Raw genomic sequence first — 26,535 nt, forward strand, 5'->3', positions numbered from 1 at the left:
CGATCTCGGGGTGTTTAACTATGAAAAAGACAATTCTGATACTTTTAGTTGTAATTATGGCTCTTTTTGCCGCTGGTTGCACAGACCAGACCTCAGACATGGCAGATAATACTGATATGGAAGATGCTACTGACCAGCAGATGAAGGAAGAGACCATTGTGATAGGGTCCAAGCTTTTCCAGGAATCATATATCCTTGCTCACATGACAGCTCTTGTTCTTGAGGATGCGGGGTATGACACTGATGTTAAACAAGGTCTTGGTGGGACATTTGTCAATTATGAGGCTTTGAAAGCAGGTCAGATACACACATATGCTGAATATACCGGTACTGCTTACAGCCAGATACTCAGCCTTGAACAGCTTGACAACTGGGACAGGCAGGTCGTGTATAACATGACAGAAGAAGGTCTCATGGAACAGGACGGTGTAATGATAGTCAGCAACCTTGGTTTTGAGGATGCATATGCTATTGCAGTACAGGAAGAATGGGCTGCTGAGAACAATGTCACAAAGATAAGTGATCTCGAACCATACGCAGCAGAAATGACCATCGGTACAGATCCGGAATTTGCCACACGTGAAGATGGACTTCCACGTATCACTGAAGTGTACGGATTTGAGTTCATGGACTACAAGCAGGCAGTCGCTACCGTCATGTACGAAGCCATCAGGAACGACGAGGTCAATGCAATATCAGCATACACTACCGATACAAGAAATGAGGTATTCGACCTCAGAGTGCTTGAGGATGATAAGAACGCACTGCCACCTTACGATGCTATCCTGATAGTCACAGAGGAATTCGCAGATGAGAATCCTGAGGCTATTGCTGCTATGAAGAAGCTCGACGGTGCAATAGATACCGATACAATGAGACAGCTGAACTATCAGTTCGATATCGAGCAGAAGGAACCAAGGGATATCGCATATGAGTTCCTTGTCGCTGAAGGCATCATAGAGGGATAAAGAACAGATATTCTTTTCTCTCTTATTTTTAAACACGAAACAACCCAGGGTGCATGTCATGCAAACCGAAAGGCTGTTCGAGAGAATAGATTCCATCCACCTGGAAGGGATAACAAAGAAGTATGGTCACGGATTTGCAGTGAAGGACCTTGACCTTGAGATACAGGGTGGAGAACTCCTTATCCTGATCGGACCCAGTGGTTCAGGAAAGACCACTGCACTGAGAATGATCAACCGTATGATCGAGCAGGATGCAGGAACCGTTACTATCAACGGGATAAACACAAAGGATGCAGACCCGGTCCGTCTGCGTCGCAATATGGGTTATGTGATACAGAACATAGGTCTCTTTCCTCACATGACCATTGGGGAGAATATCGGTCTTGTACCGAAGCTTGAGGGATGGGATAAGGAAAGGATAAAGGAAAGAGTACGTACCCTCCTTGAATTTGTATCGTTGCCACCTGACATGTTCATGGATAGGTATCCAAGGCAACTCAGTGGCGGACAACAGCAAAGAGTAGGTCTTGCCAGGGCTATGGCAATGGACCCTCCCCTGTTCCTGATGGACGAACCCTTCGGTGCACTTGACCCTATTTTAAGAAAACAGCTCCAGAAGGAGTTCCTCAAGATAAAGAACGAGATCAACCGTACGATAGTTTTCGTTACCCACGATATAGAGGAAGCTCTTGTACTCGGTGACAGGATAGCAATAATGAACCAGGGAGAGCTTGTACAGGTCGGTCCCCCTGAAGAGTTGATCTTCAACCCTGCAAATGAGCTTGTTGCAGATATAGTTGATACCCAGAGGAAATTCAAACACATGGATACTCTCAAGGTCAAAGACCTGATGTCACCTTTCGATGAGAAATACGTACTTGAAGGTAGAACTGAGACCTGTGATGCAGTAGACGTGATGACCGAAAGAGACCTTGAAACTGCTTTTGTGTTCGAGGGTGAGAGACTGATAGGGCAGGTCACTATGGTGGAACTGATGAAATGCAGGACCAGATCACAGAAACTGAGTGATGTTGCAAGACCCGTTAAAATATTCCAGCCGACCGATTCAGTTGCTTTCGCACTCTCTGAAATGAAGAGCACTGGAGAATATCTTGCGATCGTTATGAACTCGAACGATCCGATAGGTATCCTCATTTCTGACGAGGTGCTGCTGAAACTTATCTAAAGGGGAGATACCTGATGGAGAATATGTTGACGATACGGGTCATAGCAGATGTCTGGGAAAGACATCTTATGACCATGCGAACCATTGAGCACCTGCATATGTTCAGCATAGCCCTAATGCTGTCGATAATGATCGGTGTCTCTGTGGGTGTCTTCATATATATGAGACCAAAGACCGCTGATCCGGTCCTCAATTTCCTGAACATCGTTGAGACGATACCTGACCTGGCTCTCATCGTCCTTCTACTACCAATACTCAAACTCGGTGCTGGTCCCACCATTGCAGCATGTGTGCTCTATTCCATACTTCCGGTTGCAAGGAACACATATACAGGACTGAAGGGTGTGGATGAGCAATACACCTACGTTGCACATGCCATAGGACTCTCTCCAAGAGAAGCATTGTTCAAAGTAAGGATCCCCATGTCATTACCGCTTATAGCAGGTGGTATAAGGATAGCTCTTGTGTTCTGCATGGGTGTGGTGACACTTGGAGGACTGGTAGCTGCCGGAGGACTTGGAACGGTGCTGCAGAACGGGATCCAGCTCTATCAGAAAGATGCAATTCTGGTTGCAGGGATATGGACTGGCCTTCTGGCAGTGATATTGGACGGTTTTGCAGGCATTATCGAGAAGAAGCTCCACGAGAGGTATGGAACATGGTAATTCTTGAAACGGTGCTTGAAGCCACATGGGAACATATCGTCCTCGTTTACACTACACTGCTTGTCAGCATAGCTGTTTCCTTACCACTTGCTTTTGCGGCACTTTACAGTAAAAAGATAGAGTTCGCTGTGATGAAGTTCGCGAATCTCGTACAGGCAGTTCCAAGTTTTGCGGTTGTGGCTATCATGGTCCCTTTCCTTGGGATAGGCTTCACACCTGCTGTGGTGGCAATAATGCTGCGTGCTCTGCTGCCTATAATCAAGAATACCTATATCGGTCTGAGCAATGTTGACCCTGCGCTGATAGATTACGCAGAAGGTGTGGGTTTAAGCCAGTGGCAGATCCACAGGCATATTAGATTACCAAATGCATATCCGGCAATGTTCGCAGGTATCAAGTTTGCCGGGATACTTGCTAACAGCATTGCAGTACTGACCGCTTTTATTGGAAGCGGAGGACTTGGAGAAATAATATTCCAGGGACTTATAGGTTACAATACCCGTACCCTTCTGGCAGGTGCAATACCTGCTATCATGCTTGCAGTACTGATAGATGTCTCATTCACAATGCTTGAAAGGAAAGTTACTCCCGGATATGTTAAAGAGTAAAAAGAACAGGTTGAAATATCATATACCGAAATGCTGTGTGAGCCTGTAATGACCCATTTCCATGCTTGATTCATCTATGAGCTTAAAGTATTCAAGACATAGTGGAAGCTTGAGGACCAGACCAAATGCTTTGAGCGCATCGTCCATGTTCTCCCAGTGCAGAACATCCATCCAGGTGCCATCTTCCTTTTTTAAAAGTTCACGGTCAATGAAACCATCAAGTGAACCAAGTTCCTTCATCATGATATTTGATGCTGCAAGGAATTCATTCTCATTTACTCCGGTAATGAGCCTGAACTTGACGACCTCGACCACAATTTCTGACATTTTATCTCCTGAATCATCTATGCATCAATGATTTATTGCTTTATTGCATAAGGCAAAAACAGACACGAAAATGAGTTTTAAGGATGAATTGAAAGGCATTATTCCAGCAGAAGAGCTGCACAGGTTGCCTAACCGTTTTGATATCATCGGGGATATTGCTGTTGTATCGGTCCCTGATGAGATGAAAATATACAATGAGGACATAGCTCGCATTATCATGGGAATGATGCAGAACATCAGGACCGTGCTTAACAAGGTATCAAAGCTTGAAGGCAACAAGCGTGTGGCAGACTTTGAAATAATTGCAGGTAACAGTACGGAAACTGTTCACAGGGAATTCGGCCTCTCTTACAGGATAGACCTGAAGAACTCTTTTTTCAATGGCAGGCTATCATATGAAAGGAAAAGGATCGCTTCCCTTGTGAAAGCCGGGGAGGATGTGCTTGTACCTTTCAGTGGTGTTGGACCTTTTGCCATACCTGCTGCTGCGGCTGGTGCAAAGATCGTTGCAGTGGAAATGAACGGCAACGCATGCAAGTCCTTTACAAAGAACTGTAAACTCAACAAAGTGGAAAAGAACGTCCATATCATCAACGCCGATGCAAACTGCATCCCAAATATGCTCAATATGGAATTTGACAGGGCGATAATTCCGACACCATACGGCATGGACCATTTTCTTGAAAGCATTTCCTCACTTGTTAGAACCGGAGGATATGTTCATTTCTATACTTTCAAACCTAAAGAGGAAATTCCAGAGCTCATCGAGAAGTATGAAGGAATGGGATTTGAGGTTGAGTTCTACCGCAGATGCGGGAATGTTGCTCCGGGCATAAGCAGATGGGTTTTCGATCTTAGAAAAAGAGATATCTTATTCAGATAAAAGAAAAGAGATGAGAAAGCTCCCGCCCTCTCACATTGATTCAGGTGCACCGATACCAAGTGTATCGAGAGCATTTGCAAGAACTATCCTTGCACAGTTCACAAGGGCCAGTCTGCTTGCCCTTATGTCGTCCTCTTCAGCACTTACAACAGGCACGAACCTGTAGAACTGATTGAAGGCGTCTGCAAGTTCTCTTGAATATATTGCTATTGTATGCGGTTTGAGGTCCCTTGCACAGATATCGATGATACTGTCAAAGGCTGCCATCTTCTTGATAAGGTCGACCTCGGTATCCTCTGTCAGAAGTGATGGGTCTATCTTTCCTGCAGGGTCCCATTTGCCTTCCTCTTCTGCCTTTTTAAGGATATTACATGCCCTTGCATGTGAATACTGGATGAAAGGTGCACCCTGCTTTTCGAAGTCAAGTGCCTCTTCCCAGTTGAAGACCGTGGACTTCTCAGGTGAGACCTTCACGATATCATACCTCACAGCACCGATACCTACCATGCTGGCAACGTCCTTCTTGAACTCGTCTTCCATCTCAGGTCTGCGTTTCTGGACCTCTGCATATGCGCTCTCCTCTATCTGTTCGAGAAGGTCATCAGCTGAGATGAACTTTCCACGGCGTGTGCTCATGGAACCTTCAGGAAGTGAAACGAACTCGAAGATAACGATCTCAGGTTCCTTCTTACCTATTGCATTGAGAGTTGCTTTGAGCTGACCAGAGATCAATTTGTGGTCTGCACCAAGTACATCGATCAGCCTGTCTGCGCGTTCTCCCTTCCACTCGTGGTATGCAAGGTCACGTGTTGTGTAAAGTGAGGTTCCGTCACTACGCTGGATGACAAGTGTCTTTTCAAAACCATAATCAGAAAGATCGACAACCAGAGCACCATTATCATCCTCTGTTCTTCCGGTAGCCTTTATTTCCTCAACTATTCTGGAAACTGCACCTGAACGGATGTAACTGGACTCGTGCGGGAAACTGTCATGACTGACATTCATGCGTAAGAGGGTCTGCTTGATACCTGTTACTGCCAGGCTTACAGCCTCATCGAAGCTCTTGATGGTCTCCTCATCACCGCTTTCCACAAGCTGCATACGTTTATCGATCTCAGCGACCTTTTCAGGTTCCTCATTGAGGATCGCATTTGCCTTGATGTAAACATCCGCTATCGCATGATCGGGTTTTCTGGATGTATCGAAATCGAAAAGTGAAAGTGCCCATGAGACGATAGCGATCTGACGACCCATGTCATTGACATAGTACTGGGTCTCGACCTCATATCCTGCCTTTTTCAGGATACGCACAAGTGTGTCACCGATAATTGAGTTACGGATGTGACCTACGTGAAGCGGACCGTTGGGGTTGGCAGAAGTGTGCTCGAGCAATATTTTGCCCTCACAGAAATTGCCACCAAAGGCTTCCTTTTCTTCAAGTATCCTGTTAACCGTATCGTCAACATAATTGCGTCCTGCCTCTATGTTGATATAAGGACCGACGGTCTTGATATTGCCGATCAGGGATCCTTCAGGCAGTTCGATAGCAGCGACTATTTTCTCAGCAAGCTCTTTTGGATTGCTCTTTGCCTGTGCAGCCAGCCTGAAAGCGACCTTTGAAGCAATATCCGCATGCTGTGATGGCTCAAGTCCCATATCGTCCGTTTCATATCCAAGGGACGCAAGGGCATTCTCAAGAGCCTCTGTAACCTGTCTTTTAAATTCAAGGAACAAAGATAACACCTACATTATTAGATCAAAAAATAAAAACAAAATGATACCGGTCCTGTTCAGACACCGGTACTGAATCTGAGGATGGCGACTATACCACCGAATGCGTTCAGGAGCTGGGAACCTTCATCGAAGTCCGTTGATATGAACTCTACCTGTGTTGCCATCTGGTCAGCAAGTTCTGAGAGTTCATCGACTATGTCAACCCTTTCAACGACCTCGACACCTGTTCCACATACCGGACATGGAATAGCGGAAGTATCTTCCTCTCCAGGTTTGAAATTACGGGTAATAGCGTTCTCATAATCTCCGTTCGGACACTTAAGATTAAGTCTTTCAGCCCTCAGGCCTTCGGATATCAGAAGCACTTCCACTGCACCGATGTTCAGGTTATCACGGACCTGTGACTCACCGTATGCAACCTTACCTGAATCAGATACCAGTTCTGTAAAGAAGCGCTGCATGAGTTTCTTTTCGACCATGAGGTCAAGGTCTGAAAGTCTTTCACTTGCAGAGTTCACAAGTTCTGAAAGACCGGATTCATCAGTGTATGCAACATCGAAGAGACCAAGGATCTTCCTCTGGAGCTCGTGGTGCAGGAACTCTCCTGACTCGAACTCTTCCTTTGTAGGGGAAGGACCACCAATAAGCACTCCCTGGAAATCCTTGTGATCTACCGTAAGGAATACATCACTTGCAGCGTCACCGATACGCTTATAGAACTCATGGATAGCGATAAGTCTGAGTTGCTGGAACCTGTGTGCACTCTGTCCTCCTTTTCTCTGTTTTCCGGGAACCGTTGAGGTCAGATTTCTGAAGGTCTCGATACGCTTGCCCACAAGAAGACCTACTGTTGCCTCCCTCCTGTCCAGTACCAGAAGACCGTATGTCTTTGCGTCCTTTAGCATCTCCTCCAATGGTTCAATGAAGAAAGATGAATCACAGTGATACCTGTATGTGATAATAGGCTGTGGTGGCTCTACTATGCGTGTTTCCATATTGGTCTTGTTGGCACCTATGTCAACAGCACCTGTAAAGAATACAATACCATTTTCGGGAACTTCCACATATCTGAGCCTTGAAAGCAGGGATTCCAGTGCACCCTGCACATTATCACGTGTTACTTTGGATTTGATGTTAGCAGCCTGTCCGTGTTCGTTCTTAAGCTGGGATGTAACATCTGATATTTGCTTTGTGGGAGGGATATACAAGGAGATCAGTTCTGTACCACGTCCTTTTTTGGTACGGAGCTCCTCCAATGATTTTTTGAATTCATATTTTGAATGAGCAGATTGTTCTGACATTTTGTGAATACTCCATTTGAATAAAGAGATAAGCTATATCTTCGATTATTTTGGTTGCTTATGTATGCCTTGTTATAAATATAGATTGTGACAGAGAGTATAGAAGAGTTCCTGAATGGTCGGTATCATTGGGGTTCACCTATAAAATATTATTAGTATCTGTCATACAAGATGCGTTACAGAACCATCTTTTGACAGGAGTACTACCCTGCTGACCTCAACATTCCCTGCAACCTTATATCCAAGGTGTTCTGCCAGCTCTTCTGAGAATTCCAGAACCTCTTCAGGAGAAGGCATTGCTTCACGTGGAAGTCTTTTCCTGGAGAAACCAAGGTGCATGTACGCTTTGACCTCTATATAATCCGGTTCTGCTATCTTTATGAGCTCCGCATAGGCTTCCGGGCTGAACATATTGACATCCTTGATAAGGGTAATACGAATGACAGTTCTTGTTTCCTTGTCCCTGAGGATCTCCAGTGATCTTAGAATCCTATCCCATAGCTTTGGAGAATCAGGAACACAGACCTTTTCGTAGGTTTCCCTGTCAGGAGCATCAAGGCTCATATATAATTGTGCAGGATCGATCCTTTCCATCATTTCAGGCACTGTACCGTTGCTTACAACAAAGGTCGTAAAGTCCTGTTCTTTGAATTCCTCGATGAGCTCAGGAAGATGAGGGAAAAGTGTTGGTTCACCGGAAAGTGAGATGGCCACATGTTTTGGATCGTTGCCTTCCTTCCAGAGATGAGGAGGAGCGGAATGTCCGAATCCTGTCAGCAATCTTCTCTGGGACTCAATTGCAGACCTCACTATTTCCTCTGGAGAATCATAGCCAACAGGCATAGTGACATCTATGTCAGTAGGCCTCCAGCAGTGCAGGCATTTCTGATTACAGATAAGGGTCGGTGTCATCTGAAGACATCGATGCGAAGTTATCCCATAGAAGATGGATTTGTAGCATTCACCTTCATCCTTGATAGAACGACGAAGCCAGAGACATGTCTTAACAGCACTGTGTTTGCCTGCGAGACTATAGCCCTGCTTCTTTAACAGGCTTTTAAAATCCGTGATCTCAATATCTTTCTTTCTTCTGCGGGACATCTCTGGCTCTAGTAGAATTTCAGAATATATAAATGTGTGGAAAACAGGAATTCGAAGGAAAAGTAGCAGACACCGGTCCTGAAATGCAGTAAAAGGACCGGTGCTACGGAGGGTGGGGGAAAAATATTAGTTATTATCTCAGTTTCTCTCAGTATTTATGGCTCTTTGCCATCTCTACCATTGCCTGGAGGTTCTCGGTAGGTGTCTTACTGACAATGCCACAACCTGGTGCAAGCAGACCAATACCTGCATCAAGGACCTTCTGTGACTGCTCCTTGATAGCCTCAGGGGTCTGGTTCCAGAGCATGTTCACAGGATCGAGATTGCCGATGATGATAGCATTTTTCACATTTCCTACAGCAGTTGCAGCATCCACATTCTGGTCAACACTGATGGCATCCACACCACATGTTTCCATGACTCCAAGACCCTTGGTCGTGTCACCACAGACATGAAGCACTGTTGCAACATTAAGCTCACGCATTGCATCACAGACCTTCTTGTGGAAAGGCACCACGAACTTCTCGTAGAACTCATTACCGATAAGCTGTGGACTTGCGGTTGGGTCAATGATGACCATTGTATCTGCACCGTTCTCTACCATCTTCTTTGCATATGCGACACTGAAATCGGTTGTGAATTCCATGAGTGCAAGACCAAATTCCTCATTTGTCATGATCTCCATGAACCAGTTGTCACCATTGACGTGCTGAGCAAGGGAAAAAGGACCGATCATACTGCCCATAATAGGAAGTTCGTCTCCGTATTTGTCTGCAAGGATCTTGATCGCATCACATACAACGTTGATCCTGCCGTTGTTAAGATCGTAGCCCTTGAGCTTTTCGATATCTTCCATGCTTGATACAACATGACCAATTACGGATGGCTGCTGTTCTTTTGTACCGTCCTTGATCTCACAGCCGAAGAACTCAGCTTCTGCGGTGATGTCGAAAGGAACACGAACAGCTTCAAAACCTACTACAGTGTGACCTGCTTCAGCGAGTGTTGCCATCTGCTGGGCATCGTAGTTTGCTTCTGGCCAGGAAGCGCCACAAGCTTCCATCTGGTCTACTGTTCCTGTCTGTGTTACTGAGACTGCTGGCATCCTGTCAACAGACTGGCCGGTAAGTGCTCTTGCTAATCTTTCTTTAGGTGTATATTCTGCCATAGATATGATCTCCATAGTGTGATTATGTTCGAATTTGGTTCACTGGAATATATATTTTTCGATAGGTGCGCAGTTAAAGTTAAATATGACATTCAAACAGAAACTGCCGGAAAGATATAAATAGCAGATTATGAGCACGAATACCTATTTTACCAACAAGAAGAGAACATAGGGATATATGCCTTTATTGATAGTGTTTATTGCAAATAATAGTTGATGTATGATATTTGTTCAAAGCCAATACATCCTTAATTATATATGATAGTTCTTAAATAATAACAGACTGATGGAGGAGAGCAGATATGCAAAAAATATAAATATAATTTAAGCAAGGTGCGCACCTCATTATAAATGAGAAAGGTCCAGAAAATGAATACCGGTATTATTGGCAGAATAAAGTATACAGGGATTTCATTTGATCATATTGCCTGAAAAGAAGTATACATATAAGGCTTACTAAAAAAAATTGAATACTGGCAGATGAAAATATTAAAAAAACAACATAAGCAGGCATACTTTATTCCAATATATTGGGATCTGATCAAAAACTGGTGGAAAAATATAAATATAAGAAGCAATTGACTACTTTCTATTAAAGAAATAATCCACAGGCGATCATCTACTGTCATTTGACAGAATGTTCTTTTCTAAAAAACAGGAGAATTGTCATGCAGAACATCTACAAATACCTCAAGTACGCAATTGCAGGGGAAAAACGAACAGAAAGAGAGCATGACATCCTTATATTCAAAAAATCAGAAGAGCTGGCTTTCAAATATGGTATAGAATATGACCCCGAGACCTTCGTTCCTGATGACCTTGAACTTGCAGATGCTGTCTTTGAGGCAGGTATTGAACTTCTCCATTCCACAGGTATATTCTGTAAAAGCACCAAGAGAGTTATCCATATAGATGAAGAGGATATCCTGAAGGCTCTGAACACAACAAATCCTCTTGAGATCGGGAGGCTTAAAGAGAAGGTGGCAGTTCCACATCGCTATCCTATGGTCTCTTTTCCACCTGTCATCATAGGTGGACCCATGGGAGGAAGCGTATCCGAAGACAATTTCCTTTATGTTAACCTGAGTTCTGTGCAAGAGAACGTTGTGCAGGGAATATACAGTGGAGCCATGAAACAGTTTGGAGGAGAATACATACAACCAAGAAGTCCACTGGAGATGCTTGCTGTACTGAAAGCGTCCAGAAATGAAAGACTGGCAACGAAGATCGCAGGCAGGGAAGGACTTACACTTATGGGGCCGAGCACCTCAACGCTAACAACATCATCTTTACTTGTCTCATCTGATGAACTTTACTCAAGTGCAGATCCACAGGAAGTCTATATGGACGACCTCAAGGTGGATTACGACACGCTCTCAAAGTGCATCTATCATCAGGAACATGGTAATCACTACATATCAGGGCAGGTACCTGTTTTTGGCGGGCCATGTATCGGTTCTCCTAAAGGACTTGCTATCATAGATGTGGCAGAGACACTTCAATCCAAGGTACTGGCTCACTCCAGTATACATGCATCTGGTGCAGTACATGCTGAAACCGGATCATCGAGTACAAAGGAGATAATGTGGGCATCAAATCTGGCATCGCTTGCCGTTTCCAGAAATATGAACTATTACACTGCAAGATACTACTGGAACTCTGCCGGTATCTGCACCGACATGATGTTCTACGAGACCGCTGCACAGGCGATCGGCGATACTGTCTGCGGCAGGAATATGCTACTTGGACCAACAGGGCGTCTGGGAAGTACTGCCGATCACTCCTCAGGAATTGAATCAAGATTCATGGGCGAGATGGCGCAATTAGCAACACAGTTGACACTCACAGAAGCTAACAAACTGGTATCCAAGATATATTCCAAATACGCTGATCGCATCAGAAATCCACCTGAAGGCAAACCATTCAACAAGTGCTATAATATCCGCTCCGAATACGATATGGAACCCACCGAGGAATACCTGTCACTCTACAGGAAGATATCTTATGAAATCATGGGCGATATTCCTGGTGAGCCCGTTTGAGAAAATATCAAATAAACCAATCAACAATTTTTAATTATCTGAATGAGGCATGCGTAAATAGGTGCACACATTTATAAAAACAAGGATTAAAAGTGAAAAAGTAATCGATAAAATCATACTTTGCTCAAATTGAATGAGAATCAAAAAACAATACGAAGATATTATAAATGAAATAATAACTTTTGTCAAAAAATATTCTCTTTTTTCATCTGATTCTAAAAAAGATTTCCCTATTTTTGCTATTGTATTCCAAAATAATCCTAATACAAATATTAGCACACAAAAAACAAGAGGTATTGCAATATTAGCAGCAATCAATAGTGATGTAACCAATACAAAAATTGATTTATTGTAGATAATGAACGAACTTGCATACTTACTTAATAATAGCAGAATCCCAGCAATGAAAAGATTTAACAAAAAATAACTTTTTGCTGCTTCAATTACTTTTCTTGGAACAGTTAGCAAATTAGATTCAATAAAAACATAAATAAAAACGAATGCAACTATCGATAAGCTATAATAATCAGAAAGAAGAGAGGAATACCCAGAACCGAGTTGCTTATCCATTATATATTGAACAATAGAAACAATTGCAACGTTGATTGTTATATTCAAAAAAATGGGATTATGAATCTCTTCATTTTTCATATAAATAAAAAGTAGTTTTCTTGTAGATATGTTTATAGGTAGGATTCAAAAAATTAGTTAAACCTGAATTATCAAAAAAGTTAGGTGAGCCAGCGGTGATAAGTCGCTGGCCCGTTAGGGAAGTGATAAACTATGTTATCACAGGGATTTTTTAATCTTAGAATACAAGTCCGAACTCTTCGAGCTTCTTGCGTGCGCCGTCGTAGACCTTCATGTATTCATCAGTTGGTGTTACGGTAGCTACATCGTAACATTCCTGGAAGGTCTTACCCTCTGGTGCATTTGCATAGTTGCCCTCGTAGGAGCTTACAAGGAGGTCGAGGACCTTGTTGACATCATCGATGTTCATTCCTGCTGTTGCTCTTGCAACCTCTCCCATCATCCTTGCTTCCATACCTGTGGTCTTGTCCTGGACAACACCCTTTGCAGCTGCCACACCGGAGAGGATCTCACGGCCGGATGCTGTGTCAGTTATGGACTGGGCGGATGCTTCCAAAAGACACATCTCGGTACATGGACCTGCACATGGATAGTACTGGTTACCGGATATTATGTCAGTGAATTCTGAGATAGTTGCACATGCCCATCCAGCGATCTGGAGGGTTTCACGAGTGTTTGTAGAGCCCCAGCGAATGTGGACCGGACCGTCAAGATGCCAGCTTGCATTGCTCATTACAAATGCATTGATGTGAGTTGCGATATCTACGATAGTGGTTTCTTCTATGCCACCGGCATATCCTCCAAAGATAGGCATCTGTTCATCCATGATAATGTCACTGTTACCCTGATAGTGTGCCATCACACTGATAGCATCGAGGTCGATCTTAAGCTCGTTGAGCTGTGATACTTCGTGACTGTCACTGCAGACCTGGCCACCGACGCAGTCTGAAGCGATATTTCCCTGAGCGGACAGGGAAGTCTCTGGTCCCTATATGCCCATGCCTGGCCTTCCGGCCATTGCAGCTGCATTCTTGATCAGCCTTGTTTCGGTCTTGGCTGCAAGGATCTCATAAGGACTCTTTGGAATTGGTGGTTTGCCACGGACTGTCATCATGACACCGTTGACAATTGTGTCGACTTCCTTTTCAAGAGCATAGCTCATGTGAACTGGCATGAACATGTCTTCGGAAATTGGGGAACCTGTTGGACCACCCTGAACTATTGGCTTTCTCTTGTCGCCAACATTTCTTTTCCTGACGTTGACGGAGTCTCTGCCAGTTCCGAGTGTGAACCCTTTCTGGACGTTGTTAAGAGCATCCCATATCTCATCCTCGGTATATTTTACCACACGGCTTGTGTCGGTGCAGAAAATACCACATTCAAGTAACATCTCAAAACCTGCTTTGAACAGGTTTTCCATCATGTCCTTGTCAGTTGGAACAAATTCGTTCTTGAAGTCAAGGTTATATTTCTGTTTGAGTTCCATTGCCTTCATAGGGATGGTCATGAGGTCCCAGTCGTCCTGGGTCATCTTCTCTCCCTTCTTTGCTCTCTCATAGAACTCGAAACAATCCATTGATCTTGCGAATGTCATCTTTGAACACCTCTTATTTCATAATCTCAAGAGCTACGCGAGCTGCATCTGCTGCGTTCTCTGCTGTTGCATCTGCTCCAATCTCTGCGATCCATGCATCTGATACTGGTGCTCCACCGAACATGATCTTGACAGAGTCACGAAGCCCTTCTTCTGCAAGCATTGATACAGTGTCCTTCTGTCCGAGCATTGATGTTGTCATCAGTGCTGAACCAACGAGGATGACCTTCTTACCCTTGTGCTTTGCAATCTCTTCAACAATATTGTCATTTGGTACGTCAACGCCCATGTCAATTATCCTGAAACCGTTTGCTTCAAGCATTGTTGTTACGAGGCGGTGACCGATATCGTGGATGTCGCCTTCCTGTACGTAGGTTACAGCAAGTCCGACACCTTCATCGTCTGCTCCCTTCTCTTCTGCAAGTACAGGGACAAGGATCTCCATAGCAGCGTTCATTGCCTTTGCAGACATCATGATCTGCGGAAGGTATACCTCTGCTGCTTCGAACTTGTCACCGATTATCTTCATACCTACTGAAAGACCATCGTTAATGATCTCAACAGCGGTCATTCCAGAATCCAGAGCTTCCTGGGTAGCTTCGGCACAACCGTTGATGTTCTGTGTAACGATAGTGTCTCTGAGCTTGTCTAACATTTCCTGATTTGACATAATTTCACCTTGTTTTATTAGTAGTATATTGAAATTAAAAAGTGGAAAACTGTTGAGGCCTGGAACACCGTCCCAGGCGATCACAGTGAACCACTATGAATTCAGGCGATCTGTCCCCTGAATTTCTCACAGCTGTTGATCTTAAGATCGAGCAGTTTCTCGATATTCATCTTAGCTGCGATTCCCTTTGGAGCACCTGCAACTGAAGTGATGACACCGATACCGAGCTCTTCTCTCAGTTCCCTCATTACATACTCATCACTGAGGTCATCTGTGGTTACGTCAAGTTTCTTTGCAACGTAATCCTTTGCTTCTCCAATTCTCATTCCCTTTGCAAATTCCATTCTTGCAACAAGGTCACCGGCAGCTCTAATTCCGCTCATTCCGGAGGTCATTATGTGGGAGATCGGCATACCCATCGGGTCGCCGACCCCTATCTATATACCATCCACGCCAGCAATTTCGACCATCGCCTTGCTGGCTCTTGATACAGCGTCAATTGTAGGGGTTTCGAGCATTGGAATACCACCAACACCCATTCCCATGTTCACATGGCATGGTAGTGTTGAAGCTTCAACAGCTGCTTTGATGAATGTAACAGCTCTTCCAAGGTTCCATGCTGCACTCTTGCTGGTGTTTGTGTTAACAACAGGACCGAAAACGTTTGCTCCTGCCTTTGCAACAAGTGGAGCCTGCTCATGTGGCCACAGACCTGCAAGGGTTGTGCCATCGTACTCAAGCTCACCGTGCATTCCAAGCATAAGTTCTCCTGCCATACCTGCTTCAATATAGATATCAGGGAACTGCTTTCTGAGTGCTTCGATCGCGTGGAGTGATGCATACATGTCACCGTCACCTGCAGCACCGATAGTATCGAAGTTGACACCGTCAGAACCTGATGCCATCATTTTCTGCATGATCCAGACAATATCCCTTGTGAGGTGTTCTGCAGAGTGTTCCATGGATTGTCTTGCTTCGTCGATCTTGAATGCCTTCATAAGGTCACCTGGGTTCTCGAAAGGACCATCTGGTGTGTAGTAAAGACCCATGTTTGGCATTGCACCGTAAAGAAGAGGAACGATCATATTCTGCTGGCAGATTTCCATTGTCTGCATTTCCTGTGCAATTACTGGCTTTGCAGGCTTGTAACTGTAGTCGATGTGACCAAGTTCCATTGTGTCTGCACCAAATGCGCGCTCGTGCATCATTGCACCGACAAGTCTGCTGGATGGAATTCCGACACCACTGTTACCCTGGTCACCATCAATTCTGATAGTACCGATATCGTGGGTCACTGGGACTTCCATACCCTGCTCGACACCAACCATCCTTGAAGGCATGGTGATAATGTCCACGAGCTTGTCGATCTCATCTGCACTAAGATCTGGAATGCTTCCAAGGTCTGCAGCGTCTGCCATACCCTCTTTAAGGTCAGCAACGATCTGCTCCTTTGTCATGAAAATGCGCTTTCCGTCGCCCATTCTCAATTTATATTCTGTTGTCATGATGATTCCTCACTTAAACAAGAAGTTCCTTGGCTTTTACAACAGCTTCACTTGCATTCTCTGCGTAGCAGTCTGCACCGATCTTGTCAGCCCATGCCTGGGTTGCAGGAGCACCGCCGACCATGACCTTGACATCATCTCTCATGCCATTTTCTTTGAGCATCTCGATAACATCCTTCTGGCCCTGGAGGGTGGTTGTCATAAGTGCTGAAAGACCGACCATGTCCGCATTCGTCTCTTTGATCTTGTCAATGAAATTCTGCAGTGGAACATCTCTTCCAATGTCGTGAACTTCAAAGCCAGCGGACTGGAGCATGGTTGATACGATTGCCTTTCCGATGTCGTGTACGTCACCTTCAACGGTACCGTTCACGATTACACCGAGTTTCTTGCTGACAGCATCCTTTGGCATGTCTGCTTCAAGAAGCTTGACACCTTCTTCCATTGCGCCTGCAGCCATCATTACATGAGGAAGGAATAACTTTCCTCTTTCAAAACGGACACCGACTTCGTTCATTCCTGCTGCAAGACCCTTCTCTATGATCTCTGGGGCAGGGATGCCTTCGCCCTTTGCCTTCTCAACTGCTGCTATTACAACATCTTTCTTGCATGTAACTACAGCATCTGAGAGTTCTTTGAACATTTCTTCTTTGCTCATTTGTACACCTCGTTGATTTTTGATAATTTTAAACGATTCTAATTTTATTCTGGTTTGAAGTTGGGGTATAACCCGAAGGTTAAACTGCATAGTTATACGATAGATATATATGTTGCCATTTACCACACTATATAAATGTTACTCATGCATCTCCTTAGTGTCTAGTATTTATATTTTTCTATTATATTGACTTACAGAACCTTCAGGCAAGTAGACTAAAATAAATATCAACGGACACGGTTGATCCACAGGTCCAACCATGGGATGAAGACCTGTAAACTTACCGTGTCCATCTACTCAACTGATCTTAAAGAGATTCTTTTCAGGATTCTCCTTAGAACTGTGAAACGAACGTTCTCGCCTGCCAGAGTGCCAGTAATGCTACGAGCAGGATGGCAACCATCCACATAACATCAGCAGCTGGCAAAGGTGAGTTCACCCAGTAAGCATTGTAAGCTTCCATTGCAGCTTGTGTCTGTACCATTTTCATCACTCCTTATACATACATTAAACAGGCATCTGAAGCCCTTATCTTTCCGAAATCCGTCAATTTGTACTTGTGCAGAAGGAAACCTTTCTTGTAGATCCCTTCTTCATCGACCTTGGTCTCTATATCTTCAAGCATTCCACCTGATGCAAGTTCGATAATATCAAAATTGATGGAATCCCTGTGGAAATTTCCTTTGAGGCCAGGGTACTCTTTCTGGATCTGCGCAACGATCTCATAGTTCCATTTACCACTGTTACACAATTCAAGTATCCTGAATTTGACCGGACGGTTTCCTGCCATTTTAATCACCTCTCAGAGATTCCATTTCACCTGTGTCCTCGGAGAACATGATAGAACTACCTCCAAGACAAAGAGCGCCTCCCAGAAGAATGGTCCATGCAGGAACATCTCCGAAGAAGAGGAAAATGAATATCACAGCGAACAGACCGTACAGGTTACCGATACCCTGTCCCCTGCCCACACCGATGAGCGGGAAGGACTTGTACCAGGCAACATAACAGAAACCAAATGTTATACCTGCAAAGATAAGTACCAGAAGTGTGAGTGGCTCGAATGCAAGAAGTGCATACTTGAACATTGGGAATCCTGCAATTGCAAGTGCTGGAACAATAAGGATCCACCAGATGATGTTCTCACCAAGGAACCTCAGTGTAAGACCTACATCAGGTTCTGCGATGTCAAGACCCTTTCCTGCGATCGCACCTTCAATTCCCCATCCTGCTGCTGCCATAAGACCACCAAGGTAACCGATCCATGCAACATTTCCACTTCCGATCTCAGTAATCAGTCCACCACCGAATATGGTGATACCACCGAGAATGATGAAAGCAATACCCAGATAAGCACGCTTGGATATCTTTTCACCATACCACTTTTGTGCAAGTATGGAACCAACTACAGGATACATGAGTGCTGCAACTGCTGCAAAAGCACCTCCAATGAAACCCATAGCTATAAAAGAACCCAATATGGCCATAGGACCACCAAAAATAGACGCCAGGAAGAACCATTTTGAACAGGGATGGAATTCCTTCACCGTTCTCTTCATCTCTCCGAACTTACCAAGGACACCATTCCAGACGGCAAGAGCCAGAATAACTGTTAATGCATTGAATGCTGTAATTAGTACGGCCACTATTACTAGTGCCATTCCATCGCCACTTCCTGCAGCGATCTCACCGTACATCTCATCGAACGGGTTCAATACCCATACCGTTGTACCTGGTATATACCACATACCCCAGAGAACTGCACAGAAAAGAGCCCACATATAACCATACTTAACCCTTTTCTTGTGTTCTTGCTTTTTTAAAGCTTTTAGATCCAAAGTCAATACCTCCAATTTCAAACCTTCTTGAATAAGATATGCCATTGCATGGCATATTGATAATTCCGGACATTACCGGAACTAATACTCAAAAAAAGGTGAAGCACTGCCATTCCTTATCAGTCTGGCAGCCATCATCCTCTTTTGAGGAGGCTACAACGGAAAAATGATATCCATGTAGCACCAATTGGTGGAAGACAATAAACACAAAAATTGTCTTCAGGTTGTGAGGTTGTACTCGATATACATCCTCACAACTAATTCTCTCAATTTTCTTTTTGTCTTAGAACATTGCGTTAAGCTTGGAAACCACATCAGTGGCGTTCTCGCCATAGACGTCTGCTCCGATCTTGGTTGCCCAGTCCTGGGTCACAGGTGCGCCGCCGACCATTGTCTTGACGGAATCGCGAACTCCTGCTTCCTTGAGTTGTTCTTCGATCTGTATCTGACTGACCATTGTTGTGGTCATAAGAGCGGATGAAGCAACTACATCAGCACTGTTTGCCTTTACTGCTTCAACGTATTTGCCGATCGCTACATCCCTTCCAAGGTCGACGACCTTGAAGCCTGCGATCTTGAGCATTGTTGCGACAATATCCTTACCGATGGAGTGGATATCTCCCTCAATTGTACCGATAACGATAGTTCCTTTGCTTGCTGTCTCTGCGCCCTTTGCTTCAAGTGCTGGTGTAAGTACAGCCACTCCTGCACTCATTGCCTCTGATGCTGCAATGACGTGTGGAAGGAATAGAGTACCTGCTTCGAACTGGTCACCAACCTCGTTCATAGCTGCTGTGAATCCATCCTGAATAAGATCAACAGGATCTACATCTGCATCAAGCCCTTCCTGGGCTGCTGCTGCTGCTGCTTCATCATCAAAATCAAGGATAGCTGCTTTTGCTTTTGAAATAATTTCTTCTTTTGTTGCCATTTCTAAACCTCCTGTTTTACATGCTAGCCCTGAATGCCTTGTCGGCCTTCTCTACAACTGCCTTCATATCCTTGAGCAGGTCAGCGTCTATTGGTGTGACCTCGTGGTTCTTCATGATGTCAACGACCTTTTCATGAGCAACCGTTGCGATGTCCTTTGCACCTGCCATTTCCCAGTCTCCGTACATGAGTCTGTCAATGAGCATTGGGCTGGATGGGAGATCGATGTTCTGTCTTGTTGTCTTGTGTGCAAGGAAGTTGTTTCCAATACCAACCTGGTCAATGGAGTCAACTGCCATGGTCTCCTCGGTTACAGGGATTCCCTGCATTGCCTTCTTTGTCATGGAGATCATATCATTGTCAAGAACGAGCTGTTCGAGTGAGAATGTCATACCGAGCTCAAGCATACCTGCTCCGTACAGGGTGTTTGCACCTGCAAAGGATGGAAGAATTGTTGTCATTGTCTTCTCATGACCAGCCTGGCCATCAGGTATCTTGGCATCTGCCTACGAACCAGCAACGAATGTTGGCAGACCGTAGTACTGACCGAGCTTTGCAACAGCTGCACTGATAAGTCCGAGTTCTGGTGAACCTACTGGTGCTGTTCCTTTCTTAAGATCGAATGTTGTGGTTGAGCTACCGTACCATACTGGTGCACCTGGCTTGACCAATTGTGCGAGTACAATACCTGAGAGTACCTCAGCGTTGTGTGTAACGAGTGTACCTGCAAGGTGTACTGGTGATGAACCTCCAGCCATTGCCATACTAAGTACATTAACAGGTGTGCCAAATCTTGCGCCCTTCATGATAACCTGACATGCATTGTCACCAAGTTCAAGTGGACTTGTTGGGCATGTAAGTGTTGAGAAAAGAGGTTTCTTTGCTGCTTCGTCAGCATCTCCGCCATAGTATGCAGTAGCGATCTGCTGGTAGTATTCTACGTTCTCGCCTACAGGGTCGATGTGGTGGAAGTGCTTTGTTGTGTTCATCAAAGGTGTGAGTGTCTCGTGAACATCCTGTGCACCCTTTCCTGCCCAGTCTCTTGCGGAAACTGCAAGTGAATAGTAGTCGATGTTCTCTGCCCAGTCACAGAGCTTTGCTGTGTCTGCGAGGTCCTTGTCTGTTGAATCAACAGTTGTGTACTTTCCTGGTCCCTCGTAGTTGCACATCTTGACACCAGTACCGAAACAGGTCCAGTGTACCTTTCCTTTGTGCTCCTGCTTGACATTCTTCGCCTTGTCACGTCCCCAGAGAACGAACTTAGAAGGACAGTCACGCAGAGCCCTGTTAACTACAAATTCAGGGATCTTTACGATCTGTGTTTTTTCATCTACTAAACAGCCACCTTCTTTGAAGATCGCTCTAGCTTCAGCATCTGATACCTGGATACCAGTGTTTATAAAAACGTCCATTGTAGCATAGTGAAGTGCTCTGAGATCATCTTCTGAGAAGAGCTCAAGACTTACACCTTCCAATGGACTCTTACCTGGGTAAAAGTGGTTTACCATTTTCTTTAGCCTCCAATTTAAATTATAATTCGGGATTACTCCAAAATTTTCCCGAAAGGATTGAACATGCGTTGAAGCAGTTTGTTCCTGTAGATTACGTAGAAGATACTAGTATATAAATGTTTCTTGGTAATCTAGTATTTATATTTTGCTATGCAGGCTTATCGATATCCAGTATAAAAAGATAACCCAATATCCGCAAAAGAAACAAGTTACAAAAGAGTTATTGATACTGATTCCCAATAATACGATAAACAACTACAGACATATGAAATGTCTGTGTTTCTTTTCTAGTATATATAGATTACTAGATGCCACCGTTCCAATGTAGTATATAAATATAACGAAAGGCACTGGTAGTATATAAATAGCTGAAAAATACCATGGAAAAATGAAAAGATATTATTCAATTTTCCACCGATTATCCATACAGCAAAGTATCTCATACTGAATAATCACATATAAAGATTCTTCCTCATTATGTGTCTATCAAATCAACAAATAAGTAAAACAAGCTGATAGATTGCGTTTTTTGTGTTAACAGCGTTAATTCCTCATGCACAAAATATATATAACTTGATTCTTGAACATCCAGACCATTGATAAGATAAAATAAGGGAGTTCACAAAAATGAGTTACAGTCTTGGAATAGATGCAGGAGGAACATACACCGATGCAGTCCTCTTAAATGATGAGAACAACACGATAATACAGTCGAATAAAGCACTTACAAGCTATCCTGACCCACTGGAAGGGATCACAGAAGCAATAGATGGCCTGGACCCTGTGCGCTTCATGGATGTAAAAGTAGTATCGGTGTCCACTACACTCTCCACCAACAGCATACTTGAAGGGACCGGTTCCCCGGTAGCCATGATACTTATCGGCAACTATGATATCAAGCAAGAACTCCCCACAAGACATTTCCTGCAAGTAAAAGGCGGACATGACCATAACGGAGTTGAGACCAATGACCTGGATGAGGATTCTATCAGAGATTTCGTGCTACAGGTAAAAGATAAGGTCTCAGCCTTCGCAATATCCTCATATTTTAGTGTGAGGAACCACGACCATGAACTCCGCGCAAAAGATATTATTATGGACCTTACCGGAAGACCAGTGGTCTGCAGCTATGAGCTGTCACAGGACCTGGGAGCATTTGAAAGAGCTGTCACGGCATTCCTGAATGCTCAACTGATACCTGTAACTGAAAGGTTCATGACCACCGTCGAATCAGAGATCAGGTCCAGAGGCATCGATGCGAAGATATTCATGCTCAAATGTGACGGATCCGTGATCGGCATACAGAGTGCTCTGAAAAAACCCATTGAATCCATATTCTCAGGACCAGCAGGAAGTCTCGTTGGTGCCTCATTCCTTGCAGAAAGAGAAACATGCGCGGTCATAGATGTAGGCGGTACAAGCACCGATATCTCAGTGATATACAATGGGGTTCCTGAAATGAGCGATGCAGGAGCTGTTGTAGGAGGATGGAAGACAAGGGTCAAAGCAATAAAGATGGAAACATCTGCAATGGGAGGAGATAGCCATGTATGGGTCAAAGGAGAGAAGATCAATATCGGCCCGAGGAGAGTCATACCCCTATGCAGGGCTGCTGTACTCTATCCCGATTTTCTTGAACAGCTCAAAGCAAACCCAATCCCCTCAAAAATGAGAATTGGTGTCAACTACCAGCCAACAAAGTTCTACCTGAGAACGGATTATGAGGTACTGGAAGCAAGCCCTGAAGAAAAAGAAGTACTGGAAGCTGTAAAGAAGCACCCCACATCAACCACCGAGATATTCAACCGAATAAAGAAGTACCCTACAAGTAACGTATTTGATACTCTCATACAGAAAAGGCTCTTGCAGCCCATTGGTTTCACATTGACAGATGCACTCCACGTACTCGGTGAGTACACGGAAAGGAATGTAGAAGCAGCTGAGGTCGGTGCTGATAGGCTCGGTTCACTTGTTAACATGGACAGATATGAATTTGCCCGATATATCAAGAGAGAGTTCGCAAAGAACATGGCATGTGACCTTGTATCATTCTTCCTTGATGGTGTCGAAAAGACCGAGATCAGAAAGATATTCGATATTCAGTCACCTGCAAAGTTCAAGATCGAAGTCCCTGTTGTATTGATAGGAGGACCTGTAACGGCCTTCGTGGAAGAAATGCAGGATATACTGGATGCCGATATAGTCCTTCCTGAATATTCAAGTGTCGGAAACGCTGCCGGGGCACTGGCTGCTAAGGGGATAAGGAGATTCGAGGTACTTATAAGACCCGCATCTATGGCTGCCCCTGACTGGGAATTCCTGGTATTTTCTGAACAGGGAAAAAGCAATTTCTATGAATACAAGGAAGCTCTGGACTATGCTGTGAACCTTGGAGAGACCACCGTGCTCAGTTACATGAAGGATGCCGGACTTGACCCAAGCCACATAAAAATAGATATCAAAAAAGAAGAGGTAATTCCAGTAGGCTGGAAAACACCAATGGAAACGAAACTTGTAGTGCTGGGTGTAGGGGACAGGGACAACTGATAAGCACTTTTACTTCCCTGGCTCCTTTATTGGGTATGATATCGAAATGAGAACATCCTGTCCTCCCCAGTCACCGATCGTGAATTTAGACTTGACAGGAACAAGGATACCTTCTTTGCTCACCAGCGGAATATCGCAGGTAGACAACTTACCGGCCATGATCTCATCGAGGGTCGAGAGAACATCATCCTCCCAGTCATCAGGATAGAGCATAAGGAAATCCTTCATCTCAAGGTCCCTTGGCGTATAATTAAGGCTCTGTACCAGTGTCTCATTTATGTGAAGGACCTGTCCTTCCATATCCATGATGAACACTATCTCATCAAGTGCATCAAGAAGGGAATTCATGTTGTTCTTGCTCTTCTGCATACCCGAATCCTTCTTCATCCGGGATATAATTATACCAACCTGATTGGCTATGGTCTCCGCAAGGTTCCTTGAATTTGCCGGGATCTCAAGTTCCGTATGAGAACCAAGAATAATAGCTGCAACCAGATTATCATTGAACTTTACAGGTATGAACGCCATGGCCTGTAATCCTTCATGATCAAGATCTACCGCTGGCATCATCATATTGATCTCGGAGAAGTACTTGTAGACCGGGAAACCAGTAGTGAAAAGACGTGCTAGTAGTGTGTTTGGTCCAAAGTGTGCCAGGGAGGTGACAAAGCTTTCTGAAAGACCACGATAGGATATGGCATCGAACTCTCCTGTCAGTTCATCGACCACGTACATTATACCGGAATCTATTGCCTTTCCTTCGAGTGTGAAGTCAAGGAGTTTCTCGAATGTTTCCTCAAGTCCGCCGGTCTCACCAAGTACATTGTCAAGATCACATTCTATACGCATGAAGTTATTAGCTTGCTTGCGCTCTGTTATGTCAACAATGATACCCTGCATGTAATCTACCATACCAGCCCCATCATAATGAAGCATGGTCCTCTCATCGACCCATCTGACCTCACCTGATCTGGTAAGTATCCTGTACTCGTGGCTGAAATCAGAGAAACCTTCTCTAGCGGCTCTTTCCACTTCGTTCCTTACCCTTCCCAGATCAGATGGATGGATAATATCACCATAGATGATCTTTCCTGTAATGAAATCAGCAACAGTATACCCGAACTGTTCAATATTCTCAGATACGAACTCTACAGGCCAGTCCTGTTCAGGTTTCCAGAGGAAGACTATTGCAGGGCTTGAGCTCATTATAGATTCCAGCATCCTGCGCATTCTCAATGCTTCATAGAGAACCTCACTTGTGTTCTTGTACTGTACAAGCTTCCACATTCCTTCCATAAGAAGTGTCAACTGGCGTACATCGGATTCATCATAATCCTTTGACTTGTTGGCAACGCTGGCAACTGCAACTATCTGTTCGTTCTCGAACACAGGAACCGTTATGTGTCGGACCATCCGCTCTTTTTTCCCGGGATAGATATCGTCGACACTATCAGAATCATATTGAGTATTGACTATCACCGGTTTTCGCTCACGTATTGCCTCACCCCAGAAACCAGTGGATTTCACAGGATGGACAAAAGGTTCTTCACTGCTCATGAGTACGTCTTCAGCAGCAACAGGCCAATGATAGGTTTCCAGTACATTCTCATCCTCATTGAGGAATTCAAGATAACCTGTCGTACTGTTAGTAAGTTCAGCAGCCTTCTGTATAGCATACTCGGATATCTCACTCATAGGATAATCCTGCATCTGATACAGTTTCAGCAGGGCTTCCAGACGCATCTCATTAAGGGCCAGCAGTTCTTTGTCCTCTTTATTGGTGGATATATCCTCAAGTATCCCTATACCACCCAGCAAAGAGCCATCGTCATCCATGACCGGAGTGAAACTTGCCCTTACCATTATCCTTTTTCCGCTTATGCTGGAAATGTATCCTCCTTCATAATATCCGGCATTGCCAAGAAAAACGACATCTATTGCTTCTTTCAGATTCTCATCGTTCAGAGAGGATAATACGCTGAAACCAACTATTTTCTTTACAGGGGCACCGATGATATCGGAACAGCTCTTGTTACAGTGAGTGATTATACCGTTCTCATCAAAATAGAGGATACCTACAGGAGACCTCTCAAATATTATCTGGTATTTCTTGCCGGTCTCTAACAGCTCTTTTTCGGTCTTCTCGAGTTCAGTGTTGTCGATGATTATACCCTGGAAATGAGTGATGTTCCCATTTTCATCTCTCTTTATGAAAGACCTCTCAGTGACCCAGCGGACCTCATTTGACTTTGTAAGAATGCGATAATTAAGTGAGAAATAGGATGTGTTCTTTTTCTCAGAATGCTTCCTGACCTCTAGGTGGATCCTGTCAAGGTCATCAGGGTGTACTATGTCCCCATAGAGCAATTTTCCAGAAAGGAAATCATCCGTCGAATAGCCTAATTGTGTTATGTTACCAGACACATATTCCACAGGCCATTCACCCTCTGCTTTCCAGAGGAAAGATATTACGGGACTACTGTTATAAACCGCTTCAAGCTTCTTGTCTATAGAAGCAGGAGCAACCACAGTACTCACATGAACTTCATTTTTTCCTGGTATTCTAGCATCTGATATATTCATCACTCCCGAACTTGCATTCATCCTATCCAGCGTTAGCTTCAGGAAACGAAGCTGAGAACGCCATTGATCGGTTCGGATATTGATCATTTTATTGTTTGACACTGGAAGTAGTTTACGACTATATA

The 26,535-nt window shown here is 44.3% G+C and carries 20 protein-coding genes and 3 pseudogenes; 7 read left to right on the plus strand and 16 right to left on the minus strand.

What is annotated here, in order from left to right; all coding sequences use genetic code 11:
- Positions 1–20 precede the first annotated feature (20 nt).
- Genes BM008_RS10460 through BM008_RS10475 form a run of 4 tightly spaced genes read left to right on the plus strand, consistent with a single transcriptional unit; the run spans position 21 to position 3,427 of the window.
- Entirely contained in the window at positions 21–968 is a 948-nt protein-coding gene (locus BM008_RS10460) for a glycine betaine ABC transporter substrate-binding protein (protein ID WP_091936729.1), read from the plus strand.
- Positions 969–1,026: 58 nt separating this feature from the next.
- The gene (locus tag BM008_RS10465; RefSeq protein WP_091936731.1) at positions 1,027–2,154 is read left to right on the plus strand and encodes an ABC transporter ATP-binding protein; all 1,128 of its coding nucleotides are present in this window, start codon (positions 1,027–1,029) and stop codon (positions 2,152–2,154) included.
- A 14-nt stretch (positions 2,155–2,168) separates the two neighbouring features.
- The gene (locus BM008_RS10470; protein WP_245748007.1) at positions 2,169–2,819 is read left to right on the plus strand and encodes an ABC transporter permease; all 651 of its coding nucleotides are present in this window, start codon (positions 2,169–2,171) and stop codon (positions 2,817–2,819) included.
- Entirely contained in the window at positions 2,813–3,427 is a 615-nt protein-coding gene (locus tag BM008_RS10475) for an ABC transporter permease (RefSeq protein WP_091936733.1), read from the plus strand. Before BM008_RS10470 ends, BM008_RS10475 begins: the two co-directional genes overlap by 7 nt.
- Positions 3,428–3,445: 18 nt before the next feature.
- Here BM008_RS10475 and BM008_RS10480 read toward each other — a convergent pair whose 3' ends face one another.
- Positions 3,446–3,754, minus strand: coding sequence for a hypothetical protein (locus BM008_RS10480; protein ID WP_091936735.1), 309 nt, complete (start codon positions 3,752–3,754; stop codon positions 3,446–3,448).
- Between the two features lie 70 nt (positions 3,755–3,824).
- On the opposite strand from BM008_RS10480, the gene BM008_RS10485 reads away from it, so the two are divergent.
- Positions 3,825–4,637, plus strand: coding sequence for a class I SAM-dependent methyltransferase (locus BM008_RS10485; protein WP_091936737.1), 813 nt, complete (start codon positions 3,825–3,827; stop codon positions 4,635–4,637).
- 30 nt (positions 4,638–4,667) lie between these two features.
- Here the strand turns inward: BM008_RS10485 and argS are convergent, their stop codons facing one another.
- The 4 genes from argS to mtbA form a co-directional block, all read right to left on the minus strand.
- Complete coding sequence (gene argS, locus BM008_RS10490; protein ID WP_091936739.1) at positions 4,668–6,371, minus strand: arginine--tRNA ligase; 1,704 nt, start codon at positions 6,369–6,371, stop codon at positions 4,668–4,670.
- 56 nt (positions 6,372–6,427) lie between these two features.
- On the minus strand, positions 6,428–7,672 hold the full coding sequence (gene prf1 / locus BM008_RS10495) for a peptide chain release factor aRF-1 (RefSeq protein WP_091936741.1): 1,245 nt from the start codon (positions 7,670–7,672) through the stop codon (positions 6,428–6,430).
- 162 nt (positions 7,673–7,834) lie between these two features.
- A complete protein-coding gene (gene twy1 / locus BM008_RS10500) occupies positions 7,835–8,773 on the minus strand; it encodes a 4-demethylwyosine synthase TYW1 (protein WP_091936743.1) in 939 nt (312 codons plus the stop codon).
- Positions 8,774–8,921: 148 nt separating this feature from the next.
- The gene (mtbA, locus tag BM008_RS10505; RefSeq protein ID WP_091936745.1) at positions 8,922–9,941 is read right to left on the minus strand and encodes a methylcobamide:CoM methyltransferase MtbA; all 1,020 of its coding nucleotides are present in this window, start codon (positions 9,939–9,941) and stop codon (positions 8,922–8,924) included.
- 668 nt (positions 9,942–10,609) lie between these two features.
- On the opposite strand from mtbA, the gene BM008_RS10510 reads away from it, so the two are divergent.
- A complete protein-coding gene (locus BM008_RS10510; RefSeq protein ID WP_091936746.1) occupies positions 10,610–11,983 on the plus strand; it encodes a monomethylamine:corrinoid methyltransferase in 1,374 nt (457 codons plus the stop codon).
- A gap of 30 nt (positions 11,984–12,013) precedes the next feature.
- On the opposite strand, the gene BM008_RS10515 is transcribed toward BM008_RS10510, so the two are convergent.
- The 10 genes and pseudogenes from BM008_RS10515 to mttB form a co-directional block, all read right to left on the minus strand.
- A complete protein-coding gene (locus BM008_RS10515) occupies positions 12,014–12,634 on the minus strand; it encodes a hypothetical protein (RefSeq protein ID WP_091936748.1) in 621 nt (206 codons plus the stop codon).
- Positions 12,635–12,791: 157 nt separating this feature from the next.
- Positions 12,792–14,168, minus strand: a pseudogene (locus BM008_RS10520) (monomethylamine:corrinoid methyltransferase).
- 13 nt (positions 14,169–14,181) lie between these two features.
- Positions 14,182–14,838: a methyltransferase cognate corrinoid protein gene (locus tag BM008_RS10525; protein WP_091936750.1), complete on the minus strand. Its 657-nt coding sequence runs from the start codon at positions 14,836–14,838 to the stop codon at positions 14,182–14,184.
- 101 nt (positions 14,839–14,939) lie between these two features.
- Positions 14,940–16,343, minus strand: a pseudogene (gene mtbB, locus BM008_RS10530) ([dimethylamine--corrinoid protein] Co-methyltransferase).
- Positions 16,344–16,356: 13 nt separating this feature from the next.
- Positions 16,357–17,001, minus strand: a complete 645-nt coding sequence (gene mtbC / locus BM008_RS10535) for a dimethylamine corrinoid protein MtbC (RefSeq protein WP_091936752.1) — start codon at positions 16,999–17,001, stop codon at positions 16,357–16,359.
- A 334-nt stretch (positions 17,002–17,335) separates the two neighbouring features.
- Positions 17,336–17,485, minus strand: coding sequence for a hypothetical protein (locus tag BM008_RS14935; RefSeq protein WP_177188044.1), 150 nt, complete (start codon positions 17,483–17,485; stop codon positions 17,336–17,338).
- 12 nt (positions 17,486–17,497) lie between these two features.
- Positions 17,498–17,791 (minus strand): hypothetical protein, encoded by a 294-nt coding sequence (locus BM008_RS10540; protein WP_091936754.1) that lies wholly within the window; start codon positions 17,789–17,791, stop codon positions 17,498–17,500.
- 1 nt (position 17,792) lies between these two features.
- Positions 17,793–18,839 (minus strand): DMT family transporter, encoded by a 1,047-nt coding sequence (locus BM008_RS10545; protein ID WP_091936755.1) that lies wholly within the window; start codon positions 18,837–18,839, stop codon positions 17,793–17,795.
- Between the two features lie 283 nt (positions 18,840–19,122).
- Positions 19,123–19,770 carry a cobalamin B12-binding domain-containing protein gene (locus BM008_RS10550; protein WP_091936757.1) on the minus strand — a complete coding sequence of 216 codons (648 nt, stop codon included), beginning with the start codon at positions 19,768–19,770 and terminating at the stop codon, positions 19,123–19,125.
- A 16-nt stretch (positions 19,771–19,786) separates the two neighbouring features.
- Positions 19,787–21,277 (minus strand): annotated as a pseudogene (gene mttB, locus BM008_RS10555) ([trimethylamine--corrinoid protein] Co-methyltransferase).
- Positions 21,278–21,907: 630 nt separating this feature from the next.
- Between mttB and BM008_RS10560 the strand changes: the two are divergent.
- Positions 21,908–23,827 (plus strand): hydantoinase/oxoprolinase N-terminal domain-containing protein, encoded by a 1,920-nt coding sequence (locus BM008_RS10560; protein WP_091936759.1) that lies wholly within the window; start codon positions 21,908–21,910, stop codon positions 23,825–23,827.
- A 9-nt stretch (positions 23,828–23,836) separates the two neighbouring features.
- On the opposite strand, the gene BM008_RS10565 is transcribed toward BM008_RS10560, so the two are convergent.
- Entirely contained in the window at positions 23,837–26,497 is a 2,661-nt protein-coding gene (locus tag BM008_RS10565; RefSeq protein ID WP_245748008.1) for a PAS domain-containing protein, read from the minus strand.
- Between the last annotated feature and the right edge of the window lie 38 nt (positions 26,498–26,535).

Origin of the sequence: Methanolobus profundi (genome assembly GCF_900114835.1) — an archaeon.
Lineage (GTDB): Archaea > Halobacteriota > Methanosarcinia > Methanosarcinales > Methanosarcinaceae > Methanolobus > Methanolobus profundi.